The organism is Chitinivorax tropicus, assembly GCF_014202905.1.
Taxonomy (GTDB): domain Bacteria; phylum Pseudomonadota; class Gammaproteobacteria; order Burkholderiales; family SCOH01; genus Chitinivorax; species Chitinivorax tropicus.
This window is the reverse complement of sequence record NZ_JACHHY010000007.1, coordinates 73,893-93,307: the sequence shown is the minus strand read 5'-3', so window position 1 is coordinate 93,307 and position 19,415 is coordinate 73,893. Positions and strand designations below refer to the sequence as shown.

Below are 19,415 nucleotides of genomic sequence, written 5' to 3'. Positions count from 1 at the left end.
GCCCTCGCTTCCAACGGACTGCCTGATCGCAGATTTCACCGGCTGCGGTTCCGCCGCACCGGGAACCAATCGGCATAACGGCACGACTAAATCGCACCGTCCATATAAAATAGTCAGCTTTTGCCATTGCTGTTGCCGCCCGTATGTTCCACATCATTCTTTTTCAGCCGGAGATTCCGCCCAACACCGGCAATATCATCCGGCTATCCGCCAATACAGGCTGCCAGCTGCATCTGGTCAAACCACTGGGATTCCCTCTGGATGATGCCAGGATGCGCCGCGCCGGGTTGGATTATCACGAATACGCCAACATGAAAGTACACGAAAACTGGGCGGACTGTCTGACCCATTTCGACCCCAGCCGTATCTTTGCCGCCACCACCAAAGGCTCGACCCGCCACGATCAGATTGCCTTCCGCCCTGGTGACGCCTTGTTGTTCGGCCAGGAAACAGCTGGCCTGCCCGCCGATATCCGCGACGGGTTTCCACCCGAGCAACGCATCAAGCTACCGATGATGCCCAACAACCGCAGCCTGAATCTATCAAACGCAGTAGCCGTCATCGTCTACGAGGCATGGCGCCAGAACGGATTCGGAGGTGCCGCATGAAAACCGGCATTGCCTTATTGGCAGCCTGCCTGGTCAGCCAGTCAGCGCTGGCTGACGCCTCACCCGAAGCTGGCTGGAATGGTGATGTAGAGATCGGCATGCATTTGACCAGCGGAAATGACAGCGGCCAGCTGTGGCTGGGTGAAATCGACCTCTATCACCAGACCCTGGGCCGGAGCGATCGCATCCAGCTGGACGGACGCTACCAGCAGAAGCGTGACCGGGAGGACAACCACCGCAGCGTCTCCTCAGCACGCTACAAGTTCAGCTTGAAATCAGAGTTTGCCGATGCCCCGCAAGACGACTATCGCTTTGTGCTGGTGCGCAATCGCTACAACCGCTTTGCGTATTATCAGAACATGCCTTCATTGGTCGTTGGCATTGGCCGTTATTTCAAACCCACCGAGGCATCCGAGCTGGCTTTGGAGATCGGCCCAGGCGTCCGCTGGAACCGACGCTCCCCCGGGCCTACTGAGCGCGAGGCCTTGCTGCACGTTGCGGAAGAGCTGGAATGGAAGCTGACGGAGCAGACCTCTTTGGTTCAAGAAGCCACCATCGAAGCGGGACGCCAAGTAGGCGTCTCGCACCTGGAGCTCAGTATCCGCAATTCGTTGAGCAAGACCCTGGCACTGAAGGTGGGCGTGACCAACACCCGCGAGAACAAGATCCCCAATACCCAATCAGAAATCGAAACCGAAACCCGCGTGACCGTGGTGTATAGCTTCTAGACCATTCCACCAGCGCGATTCGTAGCCAGGTAAACAAAAATGGCTGAGCACGCTCAGCCATTTTCACTTGTGATGACTTCACATCGATGGATTTCACATCAATGATGGAATTCCGGCTTGGATTGCCGCTCCAGTAACGAATCCAGGACTTTTGGCACCGGCTCATCATCAAATAGCGCACGGCAGACCGAATGGGTGATCGGCATCTCGACCCCATTCTCCTGCGCCAGCCGTAGAATTTCCCGTGCAGATGCCACACCCTCTGCGACATGTCCCAAGTCATGCAAGATCTGGTCAAGCTTCTTGCCTTCCGCCATCAACAACCCGACCCGGCGGTTGCGCGACAGATCGCCTGTACAGGTCAGGATCAAATCCCCTACCCCGGCCAGGCCCATGAATGTCTCGACACGGCCACCCAGCTTCACCCCCAAGCGGGTGATTTCCGCCAGGCCACGCGTGATCAGCGCCGCCCGGGCGTTATGCCCAAGCTTCATACCATCAGCGATCCCCGCAGCAATCGCCATGACATTCTTGACCGCCCCACCCACTTCCACACCCACCACATCATCGCTCGAATACATCCGCAGACGGCTGCTGTGCAATTTGGCAGCCAATTCAACCGCAAATGCTTTGTCATGACTGGCAATGGTGACCGCAGCAGGTAAACCCAGCCCGACTTCCTTGGCAAAGCTCGGCCCGGACAGGACTGCAGAAGGCACCCCCGCCGGCAGCTCTTGCTCCACCACTTTATGCGGTAACAACGCAGTCTGCGCCTCGAACCCCTTGCAGGCCCACACCACTGGCACCAGCGAGGGCATCAGCGCAACCACCTGCTTCAGGGTGCTGCGCAAACCTGCACTGGCGGTCACAATCATGATCAGCTCCGCCCCTGCGAGCGCCGCTGCCAGATCAGCGGTGATCTTCAAACCCTCCGGAAACGGACACTCTGGCAGGTATTGACGATTGAGCCGATCTGCAGCCAATGCCGCCATGTGATCTGTATTCCGCCCCCACAGCGTCACATCGTGCTTACGTGCGAAGCTGATTGCCAACGCAGTGCCCCAGGCACCCGCACCCAATACCGCAAGTTTCATCACATTCCCCAGATCTCATTCAAACGGATGAAGCCAACCGGGCCGTTTTGCAGCCTGACCTTGACCCATCCGCTGTTTGGACGCTCCAGCGCTTCCAACAATACGTCTTTCTCAACTTCGAACAAAACAGATGCCGACTCATCGGCTTTGGCGCGAACCACGGTGCGCTTGAGATTCACCACCACCATGCTCCGGGTGGACAGCCGTTTTCGTTCGAGCCAACCCATGGTGCCGTCGCGATCCCGCACCTTGGCCCAATCGCCATCCAACAACATGACTTCGAGCGGCGTAGCGCGGCTTAGTACAAATATAGGTTTGGCTTGAACAGATGGCGCGGTGCGCAGGATGGCCACACCGGGGGCGACCGACTGGAAGTCGAGAGCAGAAGCAGCCGCCGGCAGGCATGCCGGCAGCCAGGACAGCAACAGCTTAGTGAGTAGCAGCAGGTGCTTGCTGTTCATTCGAAGCCTGTTGTTGTGCATACAATACTTCGAAGTTGATCGGTGCCAGGATCACCGGCGGGAAGCCAGCGCGGTTCACCATATCAGAAATGGTCTCACGGACGTATGGGAACAGAATGTTCGGGCAACCAATACCCAGGATCGGGCTCATGTCCTCCTCCGGCACATTGCGGATCTGGAAGATACCAGCTTGGGATGCTTCAGCCAGGAACATGGTCTTGTCGCCCGCCTTGGCAGTCACGGTCACCGTCAGCACGTTCTCATAGTAGCCTTCGTCGATCTTGGTGCTGTTGGTACGCAGCTGCATATCGATTTCAGGCTGGCTGCGGTCGAGGAACACTTGCGGTGCATGCGGGATTTCCAGCGACATGTCTCTGACATAAATTTTCTCGATCTGGAACACCGGTTGTTGTTCGCTCTGTTGTTGGTCGCTCATTATATTGTCCTGAATGATGTTTCAATAAAAGGTAAAGCAGGCTGCAATCATCTCACGAATCTTGAGCCCAGCCAAGGGACGCACTTCCCTACCGCCAATTGCCATGTTTTCCTTTCAATACAAGGGGAATCAGGCAATCAGCCCCATCAGCGGCTCATCAGGGGCGCAGAGGCCGTTTCCGCCACAAAAGGAATGATGGAAATCAAACATTTAGCTTATGTTGTCACAAATTCATGGCCGACATCAGCCTGATTTTGAGCTTAAGCCCGTTGACAACGCACACCTTACCACCATCCATACAGGCGATTGACGACAACCACGCGAGCCGTGAAACCGAATCAATGAAACCTAGGCATGCTCCGCCAGCCATTCCGCAAACTGCCTCGGGGGCAACGCACCCGAGACACGATCCACCTCTTGCCCATCCCGAAAGATGGCCAGAGTAGGAATGCTGCGAATACCAAACCGCGCTGCCAGCGCATGGTGCGCCTCGGTGTCCACCTTGGCGAAGCGGAAATGGGCCATTTCCACCGCCGCAGCCTGGGCAAACAGCGGTGCAAACGAGCGGCATGGGCCACACCATGGAGCCCAGAAATCCACCACTACCGGCAGACCATTATGCCCGATAAAACGGTCAAAATTGGATGCATCCAACTCGACAGGAGCGGCTGACAGGACTGGTTGTTTGCAATGGCCGCACTTGGGCGCATCCTCCAGCCGTTCATCTGGTACGTTGTTGATGCCGAAACACTGTGAGCAGACCAGGTGCATGACGACTCCTTTTCACTCGCCTGCCAGCAAAGGCTGCAAGCCGCCCGCCCGATCCAATGCAGACAGATCATCAAAACCACCGACATGATGATCCCCAATGAAAATCTGGGGCACAGTGCGACGCCCTGTCCGCTCGATCATTTCATCACGCAATGCCGGGTCCTGGTCGATCAGGATCTTACGGATTTCACCCACGCCTTTACTGGTCAACAGTCGCTCAGCTGCCACACAGTATGGGCAGACAACGGTGGAATACATCACAACTTCAGCCACAGCACACTCCTTATTACATACATGAACGGGGGCATGACAGGCTACCCATGCCGACAAAAACCGCAAAACATATATGTGATGGTGATTGGTGTAAATTCAAGCGCAGAAATGACAAACGGCCTGCATTTGCAGGCCGTTTGTCGGAATATGGGCTGACCGTTACTTGGTGAAACCACAGAATACATCGTGGATCATCCCGATCACCTCCAGGGTGCGCGCATCGCCCACACGGTAGTAGACACGGTTGGCATCCTTTCGGGTGCGCAACACGCCTTTGTCGCGCATGATGGCCAGGTGCTGAGAGATATTGCTTTGGGAGGTGCCGACCTGGTCAACGATATCCTGAACGCTGACTTCCCGATCACCGAGAACATAAAGAATCTTCAGGCGAATCGGATGCGACATCGCCTTCATGGCGCGTGATGCCTGCTCGATCTGGTCATCCATCACCAACAAATCGTCGGCGGTGTCTTGAGTCATAATTCAGCGTTCCCCAAAAAAGTCTGCACACCCGCTCTTGACAAAAAGCCAGGGCGGATTGGTATTAGAATATTCTAATGATACCAGCCTTGCAATTGCCATTCAAGCCAATTTGCATGCATCCAAGTACCAGACTAGGGGCGTAAACATAACACCTTTTTGGATAAACCGAGAGTGCTTCGTGCATTTCCTGATTGGGCGGGCCATTTTCACTGGTAAAATATCACATGCTCTTCGTCCGGTGAAAGCTTGTTACTGATATGAACACTGTTAAACCTGTTGTTTTGTTGATTCTCGATGGCTTTGGTCATCGCCTCGAAGGCGACGATAACGCGATCTTGCATGCGCATAAGCCCAACTGGGACAGCTTGTGTCAGCGCTATCCTTACACCACCATCAATGCTTCTGAGCAATTTGTGGGGTTGCCGGCACATCAGTTTGGCAATTCAGAAGTCGGGCACCTGAACATCGGCGCTGGACGGGTCATTCGTCAGGACATTTCACGCATCGATTACGATATCGAAACCGGTGCGTTCTTCGACAACCCCACGCTGGTTGAGGCGGTTCAACAGGCAAAACGGACGGGTGGCACTTTACATCTGATGGGTCTGGTATCGGATGGCGGTGTGCACAGCCACGAAAACCATCTGTTTGCCTTGCTCAAACTGGCCGCTCAACATGGCTTGTCTGCCATAGCCGTACATGCGTTTCTGGATGGGCGTGATACGCCACCTCGTAGCGCGGAAGCCTACCTGGCCAAGCTGGAAGCCGCTTGCAAGGAGTACGGTGGCCGCATTGCCACCTTGTCTGGGCGCTACTTCGCCATGGATCGCGACAAGCGCTGGGAGCGCGTCGAGCCAGTCTATGACATGCTGACGCAGGGTGTGGCTGCATACCAGGCAGCTACAGCATCACAGGGCTTGGCCGCTGCTTATGAGCGTGGTGAGAACGATGAATTCGTCAAACCCACCATCATTGGCCAAGCGTTGCCGATACGGGATGGAGATGCGGTGATTTTCATCAATTTCCGCGCCGATCGCGCCCGCCAGCTGACTCAGGCCCTGAATTGGAAGACTTTTGATGGTTTTCCTCGCAAGGCCACACCCAACCTGTCCTATTTTTGTTCAATGTCCAGTTATGGGGAGGCCTATACCAACCCAGTCGCATTCCCGCCACAACACTTCAGCAATACACTCGGTGAATACTTGGCCAATCAAGGGCTGAAGCAATTGCGCATTGCTGAAACTGAAAAGTATCCACATGTCACTTATTTCCTGAGTGGCGGCGAAGAGCAGCCCTTCCCTGGTGAAGATCGTATCCTGATCCCCTCTCCCAAGGTGGCTACCTACGATCTGCAACCCGAGATGAGTGCATTTGAGGTAACTGACAAGCTGGTAGCAGCCATTGAGAGCGGGCAATATGCCGCTATGATCTGCAACTATGCCAATGGTGACATGGTAGGCCACACTGGGATATTTGATGCCGCCAAACGCGCCATCGAGACACTGGATCAATGCCTGGGCCGTGTTGTCGAGGCGGCGCAAAAAGCGGGGGTGGAGGTGTTGATCACTGCCGACCATGGCAATGCCGAGATGATGCATGATGATGTCAGCGGGCAGATGCATACGCAACATACCACCAATCTGGTGCCTTTCTTATATGTGGGCCGCCCGGCCACCCTGGCCGAAACCGGGGCTTTGCAAGACGTGGCGCCCACCTTGTTGCACATGATGGGACTACCTAAACCGGCAGAAATGACGGGTCATTCCCTGATTCAATTCGCGTGAAAAGATTACTGATTGCTTTGTTATCGTTGGCGCTGCCCGCTGCAGCGCCAATTGCCTTCGCGGCGCCCAAGGCCAAGGGGTCGGAAACCTCCAAAGCCGAGCTACAAGAGCTGAAACAGCAGATTGAAGACCTGCAACAGCAGATTCAGCAGGGTGAAGCGGTCAAGGCCGAGGCTTCTGATGCATTGAAAGCCTCGGAGCAGGCGATCTCCACCGCGCGGCGCACACTCAGCCAACTCAGCCGAGAACATCAACAGCTCCGCCAGGAGCTGCAGGTATTGAAGGAGGACTTATCGCGCCGCCATCAGGAAGTCGAAAGTCGGCAGCAGCAATTGGCCAAGTTGCTGATTGCCCACTACCGCGCCGGCGAGCTGGATGCGATCAAATTGATCCTGTCCAATCAGGATCTGGCCTCTGCACAACGGGAGCTTGGGTATTACCGCTACATTGCCGAAGCTGAGGCGAAACTGATCAGCGAATTGAAGCGACAGATCGTCACCCTCAAACAACTGGTGGAACAGACGGCAGCCAAAGAACGCGAGCTGCAATCGTTAGAGCTGGAGAAACGTCAGCACAAAAAAGCCTTGGAAGAGCAAAAACAGGTCAAGGCCGATACATTCAACAAGATATCGGCAGAGCTGAAGACACGCCGCATGCAGGTTGATAAGCTCAAAGCAGATGAGCAACGACTGACCCAGCTGATCGAACGCCTGGCAAGATTGGCGGAACAGCGCGCCAAGGCGGAACGTGAACGTGCGGCCAAGCGGGCAGCCGAGCAGGCGAAAGCTCGCCAGAAAGCCCAGTCCAACACCAATCGCAATCCCCCTGCACAGGAAACCAAACCTGGCAATATGACATCTAACCCTCCAGAGCGGCTGGAGCGGAATGACCAGATACCGGATGCTTCACAAAGCGGGGCAAATTTCGTCGCGCTCAAAGGCAAGCTCCGTTTACCGGCCCGAGGGGAAATCCGCCACCGGTTTGGTGATACACGAGGCGACGGTGGCACCACCTGGAAAGGAATATTCATCCGGACCAATAGCAGCGACCCGATTCATGCCGTTGCCACTGGTCGGGTCGTGTTTGCCGACTGGCTACGTGGCTTTGGCAACCTGCTGATAATCGATCATGGTGGCGGCTATTTGAGTCTATATGGCCACAATGAATCTGTACTCAAACAGCCTGGTGACCGTGTCAACGCCGGTGATGTCGTTGCCCATGCCGGGAATACCGGCGGGGCTGATGAAACCGGGTTATACTTTGAATTGAGACATTTGGGTAAACCATTGAATCCTGCACAATGGGCCAATTAGCATCGCTGGTTGATCCAGACATGGCATTCAACGGTTACCCGTAAACAAAAGCGTATCAGGAGGCAAGGCGCGTTCATGCGTAATAACGTTCAGAAATTCAGCTTGGTATCTGCCGGTGTGGTGATTGGCGTGTTACTGAGCCTCAACTTCAGCGCCATCGCAGACAAGGCGGAGCCCCAGCCGCTCCCGGTTGAAGATCTGCGTGCCTTTACCGATGTGTTTGGTCGTGTCAAAGCAGATTATGTCGAGCCCGTAGAGGACAAAAAACTGATCCGCGAGGCGATCAATGGCATGTTGTCGGGTCTCGATCCGCACTCCGCCTATCTGGATGAGAACGCCTTCAAAGATCTGCGTGAATCCACACAAGGTGAATTCGGTGGCCTGGGGCTGGAAGTCGGAATGGAGGACGGCGTCGTCAAAGTCATCTCTCCGATTGAAGACAGCCCAGCATTCAAAGCAGGCATGCGCGCCGGTGATTACATCATCAAACTCGATGACACCAATGTTCGTGGCATGACGCTCAATGATGCAGTCAAAAAGATGCGTGGCAAACCCAATACCACCATCACCCTGACTGTTGCGCGCAAAGGTGAGAACAAACCACTGACCTTTACACTGACCCGCTCCGTCATCAAAGTGCAAAGTGTCCGGAACAAATTGCTGGACGACGGCTATGGCTATGTACGCATTTCGCAGTTCCAAGAGCACACGGTAGAGGATCTGGCCAAGGCGATTGACAGCCTGTACAAGCAAAATAAAGGTACGCTGAAGGGCTTTGTACTGGACTTGCGCAATGACCCCGGTGGGCTGCTAGACGCAGCGGTTGGTGTTTCAGCCGCCTTCCTGCCCAGCAATACCTTGGTAGTCTATACCGATGGACGTGTGCAGGATGCCAAGATGCGCCGCTCCACCACCAAGGAGGATTACGCGCGGCGTGGTGACGACCCCCTGAAGAACCTGCCCAAAGATGTGAAGAATCTGCCCATGGTAGTGCTGGTCAATGGCGGCTCGGCCTCAGCATCTGAGATTGTGGCGGGCGCATTGCAAGACCACAAACGCGCCATCATCGTCGGCACCCAGACCTTTGGCAAAGGGTCGGTCCAGACCGTTCTGCCCTTGTCAGCCACCACCGGCATCAAGCTGACCACGGCACGTTACTACACGCCGAATGGCCGTTCGATCCAAGCTAAGGGTATCGTGCCGGATGTAGAGGTCGAAGAAGCACGGGTCAGCGCGATCGATGGGTTCGGTGGCTTCCGTGTCCGGGAAGCGGACTTGGCCGGCCACTTGGAAAACACCCAAGGTGGCGAGCCGGACAAATCAGGCGATAAACCCAAGGACAAAGAAGCAGCCAAACCTGCGGCCAAGCCCAAGGCGCCAGCAAGCAACAAGACCGATAAGGCTGATGACGCGAAGGCCGAAGGCCCGATCGAATTTGGCTCGAAACAGGACTACCAGCTGCAACAAGCATTGAATGTGTTGAAAGTGCAGCAGATTGTTGTCAACAAACTAGGCAGCAAATCCTGATTGATCAACGGGCCGCTCAAGCGGCCCGTTTGTTTCAGATTGTGCGGGAGGCCTCCATGATCGAGTCATCCGACTTCATCAAGACCCGTGAAATACGGTTCGCCCCGTGGCCGCCTGAACAGACCCGCCAAGCAGCACAACTGCTCTGCCATCTACCCACACTTGAGATCATCAGCCACCCGGCTGGATACCGGCTGATTGTCCAATATTCACTACATCACCACTGCCTGGCTGAAATCGAGGCTTGGCTGCTGCAGCTAGGTTTTCATCTGGATGGTAGCTTGACCATGCGCTTGAAACGCGCATTGATCACTTACTGTGAACAGGTGCAACGGGACAACTTGCAATGCCCTGAACGCCTGATCAAAAAGCCTAAGGAAATCCACATTCATATCTGGCAACATCATGCGCACGGCGACCATGACGCCACGCCGGAAGAATGGCGCAAATATCGCTAGCGACCTTTGGTGTGGTTGCGCATCAGCACCCGCCAGCCAATTACGCCCTTGCTAGGCTTCCTCACCGAATGTGGTCTGCCAGGTCAGGAAGTGGTCAATGGCGTGTAACGTTTCGGATGGGGAGCTGATGAAATCGAGGAACTGCAGGCCGAGATGAAAATGCGTACCGCTGACCGGCATACAGCTCGTGACCAAACACCGTGCCTGCAACAAGTGCTCGCCACGATTGTCATGCAACATAAAGATGACATGGCAGTCCTTACCGGGTGGCAATGGTTGATTGTCCAATACACCGATCCCACCTGCGGAGATATCCTCAATATTGCCGATCACGCTATGCCCGTCTGCCGGAATCACTTTGACCCATGTCTTCAATTTGGCACGGGAATGTATTCGATTTTCCATATCGTACAAGGCCCTCATGCTAGAATCGCCGCCAATTTCAACTCAAGGAAACCAAAATGAATGCGCTGATCTGCGGCTCAATGGCGTTTGACACCATCATGGTCTTTCAGGATCGTTTTCGCCACCACATTTTGCCGGAGAAAGTCCACATGCTCAGCGTGTCTTTCCTGGTTCCAGAAATGCGTCGTGAATTTGGTGGCACGGCGGGCAACATCGCCTACAACCTGAAATTGCTGGGCGGCGAGCCCTTGATCATGGCGACGGTCGGTGACGATTTTGCTCCGTATCAGATCCGCCTGGAGACCTTGGGCATTCCACAGACCCATGTCCACCGTATTCACGGTAGCTTTACGGCACAAGCCTTCATCACAACAGATCTGGACGATAACCAGATTACCGCATTCCACCCCGGCGCCATGGCCGAGTCTCATCTGAATCACGTTGCCGACGCGAAAGCCGTGGATATTGGCATTATTGCACCAGATGGTCGCCAGGGCATGATCCAGCATGCTCAGGAGTTCAAGGATGCAGGCATCCCCTTCATCTTCGATCCGGGCCAGGGCCTGCCGCTGTTCAATGGCGAGGAGTTATTGAGCTTCATTGAACTTGCAGACTATATGGCAGTCAACGATTATGAGGCCCAGCTGCTGCAGGAGCGCACTGGGCTTACATTGTCGGAGCTTGCCACACGGGTCAAGGCGCTGGTGGTGACACGCGGCGCAGATGGGTCGGACATCTACACCGAAGATCGCGTCGTGAAGATCCCCAGTGTGCCCGCCACTGCCGTTGTTGATCCAACGGGTTGTGGTGACGCCTATCGCGCCGGCTTGATCTATGGCATCGAACATGAGTGGTCATGGGAAAAGACTGGCCGGCTGGCTTCGCTGCTAGGCTCATTGAAAATCGCCTGCCGCGGCCCCCAGAATCACACCTTTGATCGGGATAGCCTTGCAACCGCCTACCAAGCGGCGTTTAATGAGGCATTGTGGTAAGCAGTCGTATCAAACCATTACGAGTGAGAACATGATGTCTACCAATAAATTATGTGTGCTGGCCCTGGTCAGCAGCGCGCTCATCCTGGGTGGTTGTGCCAGTGGGTTGACAGGTGATACCTATAGCCACAGCGAAGCCCGTGGCGAGCAAACTGTCCGCTATGGTGTCGTCACCAGTGTACGCCCAGTGATCCTCGAAGGAGAGTCATCACAGGTTGGCGTATTGGGTGGAGCTGCGCTGGGCGGCTTGGCTGGCAGCGAAGTGGGCAAAGGTCGTGGCAGTGCAGCTGGCGCCATTGCTGGTGCCATTGTGGGTGGTATTGCCGGCGCAGCCACGGAAAAAGCCATTGGCAAGAAGCAAGGTGTGGAAGTGACCGTGAAACTGGCAGATGGCCGCGAGATCGCCATTGTGCAGGAAGCGTCACCCAAAGAAGTGTTCCGTCAGGGTGACAAAGTGCGCCTGCTTTCACGCGGTGGCACAACGCGTGTAACGCCTGAATGATGCCAGTCTGATCTGCAAAAACCGGGTTTGGCCCGGTTTTTGCCCTGCGCACCAGCACCAGCACCAGCACCAGCACCATCAATTCTGCTTGAAGGTCGGCTCCCGAGCCTCTTGTTCGAATCGGGCAATATCACCCCGCGCCCGTACCGACTCCAATCCTTTATTGAATTCCTCAATCAGTTTGGTATGGCTTGGATTCTTACGGTTGAGAATCAGGTGCAGCGTATCCATCTGCAGGGCCTTGGGGTGAAATGTCAGGCGCTCTGCTTCGTCGGTGTTCAGCTGTGACAACATAGACAGACCAACGACACGATTGATGGGAAACAAATCAATCCGCCCCCAGGCAAGCTTGCGCAGATTGATCAGATCACTGGTGGCCACCTCGACTTTCAACTGGCCATTCCGCTGGCTGGCTGATACGTCTTTCCCATAGTCATAACCATCCGATAGCCCAATCCGATACGGGCGGATATCGTTGATTTCCCGCCAATCGAATACCAAGCCCCTGCGATGGAAGAACACATAATCACTGTGGATCACCGGTGCACTGAAATGGAATTGCTGCTCACGTTCCCGGTTTTTCATCCACACCACCGAGCCATCCCATGCCCCCTCCTTGGCCAACTCAAATGCCCGCTTCCAGGGGAAAAAACCATACTCGACCTTGATGCCCCGTTCAGCAAAGGCTGCGCGGACAATACGAGAGGCCAAGCCATCATGCGGCAACGTCGGGGACAGGTAAGGTGGCCATTCGCCGTTGGTCAGGCGTATTGTCAATTCAGCCCGCGCACTGCTCGCCAACACCCCAACCAGCACCCAAAGGCAAGCCCACCCTTTCCACCGGACCAAAGTAAGCCCCCCCCCAATACTTTGCATTACACAAAATCTATCTGCCATCATGTCCCTTGATCCACCACAGCCTGCCCCAGATCCCCCTCCCGGCGCACAGTTGGCACCTTGATAGAGTTGTATTACCCGCCATCGTCAGGTTTTGCTTGCCCAGCCACCTGGCGCCGCGCCATGTGGTTGGCCAGCGCCCAGGCCACATGCTCCCGCACCAATGCGGACTCATCATCTGCTCTAGACTGCAATGCCGCCAAAACAGCGGGCGTGCTCGGCGCATTACCCAAGCCCACAGCCAGATTGCGCAACCAGCGTTCATGGCCGATACGGTAGATCGCACTACCAGCCATCTTTGTTTGAAAGGTGGATTCAGACCATGAGAACAGCTCGACCAGACTACTGTGATCCAAGCCATGTCGCACCGCAAAATCCGGCTCTGGGCTATGCTGGGCAAAACGATTCCATGGACAGATCAGCTGACAGTCGTCGCAGCCATAGACCCGATTGCCGATCATGGGTCGAAACTCAAGTGGGATGGCCCCATGCAGCTCAATCGTCAAATACGAGATGCAACGGCGCGCATCCACACGGTACGGTGCCACAATCGCCTGGGTTGGGCAGGCATCGATACACCGGGTACAACGTCCGCAGTGCTCTTGCACAGACTCGTCTGGGGGCAGCGGCAGATCGGTAAAGATCTCGCCCAGAAAGAACATCGAGCCGGCTTCACGCGAGATCAACAACGTGTGCTTGCCCCGCCAACCGTTACCCGCCTGGGTCGCAAGTTGCACCTCCATCACCGGTGCCGAGTCGGTAAACACTCGGAACCCAAACGGCCCCGCCACTTCACCAATTCGATCAGCCAGTTTCTGTAGCCGGTTACGCACCACCTTGTGGTAATCCCGGCCCAGCGCATAGCGCGAGATATAGGCAGCCTCGCCATCACCCAGAGTTTCCCAGGCATTCCGGCTGTGGGGGGGCGTATAGTTCATCCGGCAGGAGATCACCGACAGCGTGCCAGGCACCAGCTCTGCGGGGCGCGCCCGCTTCAAGCCATGTCGGGCCATGTATTCCATCTCGCCATGAAAGCCCGCTTCCAGCCAAGCCATCAGCCCGGGCTCCGCTGCCGAAAGATCAACACCAGACACCCCGGCCTGCCCGAAACCCAGCGCCAACGCCCATTGTTTGATATCTGATTTGAGTGCGTGGAAATCCATGGTCAAAAGATGCGGAAAAGCAAATGCGGCGTCACGGAGATGATACTGTAAAGGGGCGGCTTCTGTTGATCTGATTGCTGTCGGGCTGGCGCCGGTGCGGCAACCCGCTACCTGCAACCCGTTGGTATTGCCATTGGCCCAGTCTGCGAGTTTTTCAAGTCATCGTATGAGATTGACCTATAATCGCAACCCCAACGCTACTTGATTGGGATCGAAAGACCTGTTCAACCCGGCCAACAGGCCAGCCGTGCGGAAAACTGTCGAGGGAGCCACCTGGATGTCTACATTACCCCAAGCACACTCATCATCGACCTGTTATCTGGCAGATGAATCCAGCACACTTCGGTGCGGACAGCAATTTGCCAGTGCTCTTCAGCCGGGCCTGGTCATCTATCTGCAAGGCGATCTGGGCGCGGGTAAAACCACTTTTTCAAGAGGTCTGTTGAGGGGCCTGGGTTTTCAGGGCAAAGTCAAAAGCCCGACCTACACCCTGGTTGAACCTTATGTAACTTCTAGCTTATACTTGTATCACTTTGATTTATATAGATTCAACGATCCACTTGAATGGGAAGATGCCGGTTTCCGGGAATATTTCAATGCCGAATCGATTTGTCTGGTGGAATGGCCAGACAAAGCCAGCGGCCTATTACCCACTCCCGATCTGGCTATTTACCTGGATTTGGCCGATACGGGTCGGCACATCCGGATCGATGCGCTTACTGAACGTGGTCACCAATGCCTGAGCCGATTTACCCCACCGAACTGACTCCCGCTGAGTCGCGCCGCCGGTTTTTGAAAGCTGGCGCGGCTGCGCTTTTTCTGACACTGACACGCATTGGCCAGGCTGAAGGCCAGCCGGTGATTGCAGCAGTGCGCGTCTGGCCCGCCACCGACTATACCCGCGTCACACTTGAATCCACAGAGGCCTTGACTTTCAAGACCCTCTCGATCAAGAACCCAGAGCGGCTGGTGGTGGACATCGAGGGGGTCGATCTCTCGAAGGCGCTGGAAAGCCTGGCAGACAAGGTCGGGCCGGATGACCCCTTTATCCAACGACTGCGCGCGGGGCGTTTCAAGCCCGGCGTGGTGCGGCTGGTATTGGATCTCAAAACCGAAGTCCGCCCACAGGTGTTCACCATTCAGCCAGTTGGCGAATACCAGCATCGGCTGGTGATTGATCTGTATTCGCCAGGCAGTGCGGAAACATTGCTGGGCGGCATGGAAAGCAAACCCAAGGACGAGCCGACCAAGGCAGCCCGGGATGACAAGGCTGACAAGCCAACACTGCCGGAAAAAGATGGGCACACCGAGACGGCACAGACTGAAAAGCCTGGCAAACGCGGCAAAGAGAAGGAAGACGATGAGGTTGACCGCCGCAAACTGGCGGTCGATCGGCTGATCACCATCGTGATCGACCCTGGCCACGGCGGCGAAGACCCTGGGGCGATTGGCGCCAGCGGCACTCGCGAAAAGGATATCGTGCTGTCGATCGCGAAAAAACTCAAGGAAACGCTGGAAAAGCAACAAAACGTCCGAGTTGTCTTGACGCGTGACGAAGACGTGTTCATTCCCCTGGCTGGGCGCGTTGCCAAGGCTCGTAAATTGAACGCGGATCTGTTTGTATCTGTACACGCTGACGCATTCCTACGGCCCGAGGCAAGGGGCAGCTCTGTCTTTGCCCTGTCGGAAAAAGGCGCGACCAGCACGGCGGCCAAATGGCTGGCCAAGAAGGAGAACGATGCGGATCTAATTGGCGGCGTCAAATTGGTGAATGTCAAAGACCCTTATTTGGCGCACACCCTTTTCGACTTGACCCAGACCGCCACCATCAGCGACAGCCTCCGGGTTGGGAAATCCGTGTTGGCAGAGCTGAGCGGCATCAACAAATTGCATAAAGAGGCGGTGGAACAGGCTGGCTTTGCGGTATTGAAAGCGCCGGATATCCCGTCGATTCTGGTTGAGACGGCTTTTATCTCCAACCCGGAGGAGGAGCGCCGCCTGAAAGACGAAGACTACCAATACAAGATGGCGAAGGCCATCAGTAATGGCATTCGACGCTATTTCGCCAAGAACCCGCCTTTGGCTAGAACACGGATTGCGTAAGGGCGGCCCGGCAGGCCGGGCCGATCACCCTGAACCGGGTATTGCCAGACAGGGACGCAGCCCACAGCCCACGACGGTCGATCCCACACAAGGACGTGTCAACCACACCCAGACCGGCCTCATGCATGAGGCCACCTCTGGCTCTGTTGGCACGCGCCACCGAGCAACATGAAGCCTTGCCAACAAGGCCGCACCTTGGTGGCAGATCGTCACGGGTTGCCTGGGCTGATTACTTGCTGCGGGTGAGATGGGGCAAGATGGCGGGGTCAGCACCCAGCCAATCCCTGGGAAAGGCTTCGACGTGGGGGCCAAATGCTGCTTCAAACTGTTCAGCCAAGCCAGCAGGCACCACGACCGGCAACTCATCAGCCCCCAGGTTGCGTAGCGCATACAGCTGGTGCCGCCCTTGATCAACCACCATCTGACGCTCGACATTCCTTCTTCGTGAATTCAACACCGGCATGCCCAATGGCCGATTGGATTCGATGTCGCGGTAGACCCGATTCAGGCTTTCCAAGTCACTGATCAAGCTGGACAGGCTGCCCCGGTCATGATTGATGCGATCTTCAAGCTTATCCATGCACAGCGTCACAATGCAGCCATCTTCATGGTCAAACAACCCTTCCAATATGGGCGGGAGCAGTTGCACCTCTCGAAAGCCTTGGTTGGTCGGATTTGCAAGTCTGATAACGCACGAGTTATAGGCCATGGCACACCCTGATTTAATTATGTCAATTGGATTATTGGTAGAGAATCCAACAAAATCAAATAATTTCAACGTTATCTAGCAATAATATGCTAATGAACGGTAACAATGTTTTTGTACAGATGAACCAGACGATTCGGCAAATCAGTCGCATCGGAAACAACCAGGTAGCCATGTTGCCCAAACAGATATGGCAAATAGTGCTGGTGTTCACTGTCGATGGTGACACAAAATGGTGTCAACCCCATACCCCGCGCAGCCTGAATCGCATGCCGTGTATCTTCCATGCCGTAGCGACCATCATATTGATCCAGATCATTAGGTTTGCCATCTGTCAGCACCAATAACAACCGGTGGTGCGCTGGCTGTGCGGCCAGGATCTGGCTGGCCTGGCGGATTGCCGCTCCCATGCGGGTGTAAAAGCCCGGTTTGAGCGCCATGATGCGACCTCGGATCTGGTCATTGACCGGCTCATCAAAGCCTTTGACCACCTGAAACCGGACATGGTGACGACGCACGCTGGAGAAGCCATACAAGGCGTGCTGATCTCCCATGGCATGCAATGCATCGCTGAACAGGAACAAGGCATCACGGATCACATCGATCACTCTCCGATCCTGATTGACCCAGCTGTCGGTTGACATGGACAGATCGGCCAACAGCAGGCTGGCCATATCCCGCTGGTTGTGGCGGAACTGGCTGAACAAGGCTGGCTCGGGTTGATGACCGGATCGTCGGTCGGTCAGAAAACGCACGCAGGCATCCAGATCCAGCTCATCCCCCACCGGCTGCCCACGCAGGCGGGTACGTAGGGCATTCAGCGCTTGCAACTGCCCACGCAACCGCCGTGCTGTCGATTTCAAATGATCCGGTAGGCCACATGGCTGCGCATCCCGGGCCAACATCATCTGTAAACGGCAATGGTCAGGCTGCAGACGCTGTTTTCGATAGTGCCACTCCGGCAGCAGAATGCCATCACGTAGAATCAAGTCGTCAGCGTGTTCCGAGGGGAGATCCAGGTCAAACCGGACGCGACTGGCGGTGGTGTCTCCATCCCGAGTCACGCTGAGCACATCCAGATCATCTGCGGCCTTGGCGGCCTGCTGCGACTCATCATCGTCCAATGGCCGATTGACCTTGATGAATTCGGCCCAGGAAAACAGGCTCTCGGCCCGGAACAACATCAACAAGCCGTTTTTTGCCTCAGGCATATCCACCGCCTCACCACGCCGCTTGCGTAAGCGGTCTGAATCGGGCTGGGGAGGTGCAGAAGGAGGAGGGTCGCCTATCTCGCCTGCCGTGCGCCCACCATGCTGGGCGGGGGGCACTGGATGCAGCCACAGTGCCACCGGCCAGGGCGGGCGCCGGGTGGCGGGCAAGACCTGGGCGGCTTCCGGGTGCTGCAGCGCCGCACGGATCGCTCGCTCAGCCCTGCCCTCATCGGCAGGCAGGCTGGCCGGATCGGGGCGCTGTGCCAAATGCGCAGTCACCAGCTGCCGATATGTCTGTGCCAGACCAGGCCAGTGCTCCAGCACCCGCTGGCAGGCCAGCGCGCTCCGTTGCAGCCAATCTGCTGGTGTAGAGGTGGTATCAGTGGTGTGATCAACCTGTGTCGCAGCAAGGGCGATCAGCCATAGATAAAGGGCTCGATTGAGCGCAGGTGCAGGGAAGATGTCGATTTTGGGCGGCAGGAACAAGGTCTGCTCATCCACCCAGGCGTAATCATAGTGGGCTCCCGTTCCCGCGACCCGCTCCAGCCAAGTGCGTCGGGCACCATGGGCGCTGGCGTCACCAGCCGCCACGGCCAGGCCAGGGTCGCCACCCAGCGCCCGGAAAAACACCGGCGCCAACTTGGCGATGTCAGCCAGGCTGACTGCGGCCTCGGGGTGGCCTCGGTAGGCAACACGGCTGATCAGCTTGTCCCACCAACCACCAATGACTTCTTCCATCGCAGGGCTCCTTGCCTGGGTTCTATCGGCATGGCTCCCTGGCCCGCGCCGAATCTGGCTTTGGAGCCAGACCAGCCATCAGGCACGCCACTCAGCTGAGCAAAGGGGGCATGTGGCGACGATGGATCACCCCGGTACCCGCCTCGGCCCACGCATGCCCCGACGACCAGCATGCAGACAGAACCCGTTATCGTTGAGACTGAATATAGTTTTGCTCGCCCATCAGTTTGATCAACTTCAATTGTTGCTCCAACCAATGTGCATGGTCGTTTTCCGTATCATCCAGCATCTGTTCCAGCAATTCCCGCGTCACATAGTCACCCGCGGTTTCGACCACGGCAATGGCCTTGCGCAGAGCGGTGATCACCTCGTACTCCAGCGCCAGGTCGTTTTCAAGCATGGTCAGCACCGTGTTGCCGATCCGGAGTGGATGGGCAGGGATCATGCCGGGCGAGCCACCCAGGAACAGAATGCGGCGGATCAGCCGGTCAGCATGCAAGGTTTCATCTTCCATCTCGTGGCCGATGCGCTCATACAGCTTGGTCAGCCCCCAGTCCTCATACATGCGGGAATGGATGAAATACTGATCACGGGCCATCAGCTCACCAGCCAGCAAGGCATTCAAGACATCGATAACTTGGGATTGTGTTTGCATAAAGCACCACCGAATGATTGTGAACCGCCGACACCCCTGCTCTGCCCGACACCGGTGCTGTGGGCCGAGGGAAGCCTGCGATGCGGAATGGAATTTGCTTGAAAGAC

The 19,415-nt window shown here is 56.1% G+C and carries 22 protein-coding genes; 10 read left to right on the top strand and 12 right to left on the bottom strand.

From position 1 onward, the window contains the following. Positions 1-143 precede the first annotated feature (143 nt). Both trmL and HNQ59_RS07095 read left to right on the top strand, forming a co-directional pair. The gene (trmL, locus tag HNQ59_RS07100; protein ID WP_184037040.1) at positions 144-608 is read left to right on the top strand and encodes a tRNA (uridine(34)/cytosine(34)/5-carboxymethylaminomethyluridine(34)-2'-O)-methyltransferase TrmL; all 465 of its coding nucleotides are present in this window, start codon (positions 144-146) and stop codon (positions 606-608) included. Continuing rightward, positions 605-1,336, top strand: coding sequence for a DUF481 domain-containing protein (locus HNQ59_RS07095; RefSeq protein ID WP_184037038.1), 732 nt, complete (start codon positions 605-607; stop codon positions 1,334-1,336). Before trmL ends, HNQ59_RS07095 begins: the two co-directional genes overlap by 4 nt. Before the next feature lie 98 nt (positions 1,337-1,434). Here the strand turns inward: HNQ59_RS07095 and HNQ59_RS07090 are convergent, their stop codons facing one another. The 6 genes from HNQ59_RS07090 to HNQ59_RS07065 form a co-directional block, all read right to left on the bottom strand. After that, positions 1,435-2,430 (bottom strand): NAD(P)H-dependent glycerol-3-phosphate dehydrogenase, encoded by a 996-nt coding sequence (locus tag HNQ59_RS07090; protein WP_184037036.1) that lies wholly within the window; start codon positions 2,428-2,430, stop codon positions 1,435-1,437. Beyond that, positions 2,430-2,891: an SH3 domain-containing protein gene (locus HNQ59_RS07085; RefSeq protein WP_184037034.1), complete on the bottom strand. Its 462-nt coding sequence runs from the start codon at positions 2,889-2,891 to the stop codon at positions 2,430-2,432. The genes HNQ59_RS07090 and HNQ59_RS07085 overlap by 1 nt, the downstream gene beginning before the upstream one ends. Continuing rightward, positions 2,860-3,327: a protein-export chaperone SecB gene (secB, locus tag HNQ59_RS07080; RefSeq protein WP_184037032.1), complete on the bottom strand. Its 468-nt coding sequence runs from the start codon at positions 3,325-3,327 to the stop codon at positions 2,860-2,862. Before secB ends, HNQ59_RS07085 begins: the two co-directional genes overlap by 32 nt. Positions 3,328-3,675: 348 nt before the next feature. Beyond that, positions 3,676-4,098 (bottom strand): thioredoxin TrxC, encoded by a 423-nt coding sequence (trxC, locus tag HNQ59_RS07075; RefSeq protein ID WP_184037029.1) that lies wholly within the window; start codon positions 4,096-4,098, stop codon positions 3,676-3,678. A gap of 12 nt (positions 4,099-4,110) precedes the next feature. Beyond that, complete coding sequence (gene grxC / locus HNQ59_RS07070; protein ID WP_184037027.1) at positions 4,111-4,371, bottom strand: glutaredoxin 3; 261 nt, start codon at positions 4,369-4,371, stop codon at positions 4,111-4,113. Between the two features lie 159 nt (positions 4,372-4,530). Then, positions 4,531-4,851, bottom strand: a complete 321-nt coding sequence (locus tag HNQ59_RS07065; protein ID WP_137937083.1) for an ArsR/SmtB family transcription factor — start codon at positions 4,849-4,851, stop codon at positions 4,531-4,533. Positions 4,852-5,111: 260 nt separating this feature from the next. Here HNQ59_RS07065 and gpmI point away from each other — a divergent pair, with 260 nt between their 5' ends. The 4 genes from gpmI (at position 5,112) to HNQ59_RS07045 (ending at position 9,936) form a co-directional block, all read left to right on the top strand. Then, on the top strand, positions 5,112-6,638 hold the full coding sequence (gene gpmI / locus HNQ59_RS07060; RefSeq protein WP_184037024.1) for a 2,3-bisphosphoglycerate-independent phosphoglycerate mutase: 1,527 nt from the start codon (positions 5,112-5,114) through the stop codon (positions 6,636-6,638). After that, positions 6,635-7,951, top strand: a complete 1,317-nt coding sequence (locus tag HNQ59_RS19895; RefSeq protein WP_184037021.1) for a peptidoglycan DD-metalloendopeptidase family protein — start codon at positions 6,635-6,637, stop codon at positions 7,949-7,951. Before gpmI ends, HNQ59_RS19895 begins: the two co-directional genes overlap by 4 nt. A 75-nt stretch (positions 7,952-8,026) precedes the next feature. Beyond that, positions 8,027-9,478, top strand: a complete 1,452-nt coding sequence (locus HNQ59_RS07050; RefSeq protein ID WP_184037019.1) for a S41 family peptidase — start codon at positions 8,027-8,029, stop codon at positions 9,476-9,478. Between the two features lie 56 nt (positions 9,479-9,534). Next, complete coding sequence (locus HNQ59_RS07045) at positions 9,535-9,936, top strand: hypothetical protein (RefSeq protein ID WP_184037017.1); 402 nt, start codon at positions 9,535-9,537, stop codon at positions 9,934-9,936. A 51-nt stretch (positions 9,937-9,987) separates the two neighbouring features. Here the strand turns inward: HNQ59_RS07045 and HNQ59_RS07040 are convergent, their stop codons facing one another. Continuing rightward, positions 9,988-10,341: a PilZ domain-containing protein gene (locus tag HNQ59_RS07040; protein ID WP_184037016.1), complete on the bottom strand. Its 354-nt coding sequence runs from the start codon at positions 10,339-10,341 to the stop codon at positions 9,988-9,990. A 56-nt stretch (positions 10,342-10,397) separates the two neighbouring features. On the opposite strand from HNQ59_RS07040, the gene HNQ59_RS07035 reads away from it, so the two are divergent. Next, positions 10,398-11,333: a carbohydrate kinase family protein gene (locus HNQ59_RS07035; protein ID WP_184037014.1), complete on the top strand. Its 936-nt coding sequence runs from the start codon at positions 10,398-10,400 to the stop codon at positions 11,331-11,333. 31 nt (positions 11,334-11,364) lie between these two features. Next, positions 11,365-11,835, top strand: a complete 471-nt coding sequence (locus HNQ59_RS07030) for an outer membrane lipoprotein (protein WP_246490889.1) — start codon at positions 11,365-11,367, stop codon at positions 11,833-11,835. Positions 11,836-11,913: 78 nt separating this feature from the next. Here the strand turns inward: HNQ59_RS07030 and HNQ59_RS07025 are convergent, their stop codons facing one another. Both HNQ59_RS07025 and queG read right to left on the bottom strand, forming a co-directional pair. Beyond that, the gene (locus tag HNQ59_RS07025; RefSeq protein WP_184037012.1) at positions 11,914-12,711 is read right to left on the bottom strand and encodes a substrate-binding periplasmic protein; all 798 of its coding nucleotides are present in this window, start codon (positions 12,709-12,711) and stop codon (positions 11,914-11,916) included. 95 nt (positions 12,712-12,806) lie between these two features. Next, positions 12,807-13,895: a tRNA epoxyqueuosine(34) reductase QueG gene (gene queG / locus HNQ59_RS07020; RefSeq protein WP_184037010.1), complete on the bottom strand. Its 1,089-nt coding sequence runs from the start codon at positions 13,893-13,895 to the stop codon at positions 12,807-12,809. Between the two features lie 277 nt (positions 13,896-14,172). On the opposite strand from queG, the gene tsaE reads away from it, so the two are divergent. Then, positions 14,173-14,661, top strand: a complete 489-nt coding sequence (gene tsaE / locus HNQ59_RS07015) for a tRNA (adenosine(37)-N6)-threonylcarbamoyltransferase complex ATPase subunit type 1 TsaE (protein ID WP_184037228.1) — start codon at positions 14,173-14,175, stop codon at positions 14,659-14,661. Beyond that, on the top strand, positions 14,631-15,998 hold the full coding sequence (locus HNQ59_RS07010; RefSeq protein ID WP_184037008.1) for an N-acetylmuramoyl-L-alanine amidase: 1,368 nt from the start codon (positions 14,631-14,633) through the stop codon (positions 15,996-15,998). The genes tsaE and HNQ59_RS07010 overlap by 31 nt, the downstream gene beginning before the upstream one ends. Positions 15,999-16,227: 229 nt before the next feature. Here the strand turns inward: HNQ59_RS07010 and HNQ59_RS07005 are convergent, their stop codons facing one another. From HNQ59_RS07005 to bfr, 3 genes are all read right to left on the bottom strand, one after another. Further along, on the bottom strand, positions 16,228-16,578 hold the full coding sequence (locus HNQ59_RS07005) for a hypothetical protein (protein ID WP_184037005.1): 351 nt from the start codon (positions 16,576-16,578) through the stop codon (positions 16,228-16,230). 218 nt (positions 16,579-16,796) lie between these two features. After that, positions 16,797-18,653: a nitric oxide reductase activation protein NorD gene (locus HNQ59_RS07000; RefSeq protein ID WP_184037003.1), complete on the bottom strand. Its 1,857-nt coding sequence runs from the start codon at positions 18,651-18,653 to the stop codon at positions 16,797-16,799. A gap of 187 nt (positions 18,654-18,840) precedes the next feature. Further along, positions 18,841-19,308 carry a bacterioferritin gene (bfr, locus tag HNQ59_RS06995; protein WP_184037001.1) on the bottom strand — a complete coding sequence of 156 codons (468 nt, stop codon included), beginning with the start codon at positions 19,306-19,308 and terminating at the stop codon, positions 18,841-18,843. Positions 19,309-19,415 lie beyond the last annotated feature (107 nt).